The sequence below is a fragment of the Pseudomonas sp. A25(2017) genome, from assembly GCF_002001065.1.
Taxonomy (GTDB): domain Bacteria; phylum Pseudomonadota; class Gammaproteobacteria; order Pseudomonadales; family Pseudomonadaceae; genus Aquipseudomonas; species Aquipseudomonas kilonensis.
Genome location: NZ_MUOA01000019.1, coordinates 1 through 605, shown reverse-complemented (window position 1 = coordinate 605; position 605 = coordinate 1). Strand labels below are relative to the sequence as shown.

The window sequence follows — 605 nt, the reverse complement described above, 5'->3', positions numbered from 1 at the left end:
CGACCATCAGGCGGGCGGCCTGACCGAGGTATTTACCCAGGCGACTCAAGTCATTGAACATCGTTGCAATCCTCTATCAAGCGTCTGGCAGGGCCTGGAATGGCGCTTCTTTGTCCGTGCGTTCCTTGGTGCCCCAGGCGGCGATGCCGACCTTGAGCGCGTAGAACAGGATGCTGAAGACCACGAACAGGAACAACACCGTCAGCGTTGCGTTGGTGTAGGCGTTGAACACCACGTGCTGCATCTGCTCGATGCTCTTGGCCGGAGCCAGGATCTGGCCGGCGGCCAGGGCATCGTTGTATTTTCGTGCCAGGGCCAGGAAGCCGATCGCCGGGTTGGCGTCGAACAGCTTGATCAGGCCCGCAGTGGTGGTGCAGATCAGCAGCCAGCTCGCCGGCAGCAGCGTGACCCAGACGTAGCGCTGGCGCTTCATCTTGATCAGGACCACGGTGGCGAGCATCAGGGCGATACCGGCCAGCATCTGGTTGGAGATGCCGAACAGCGGCCACAAGGTGTTGATGCCGCCCAGCGGATCGATCACGCCCTGGTACAGCAAGTAACCCCACAGCGCGACGCAACCGGCGGTGGCGATCAGGTTGGCCGGC

The 605-nt window shown here is 62.3% G+C and carries 1 protein-coding gene; it reads right to left on the bottom strand.

All coding sequences use genetic code 11. From position 1 onward, the window contains the following. Positions 1-76 precede the first annotated feature (76 nt). On the bottom strand, positions 77-605 hold a 529-nt coding region (locus B0E42_RS00070; RefSeq protein ID WP_305886504.1), incomplete at its 5' end, for a carbon starvation CstA family protein.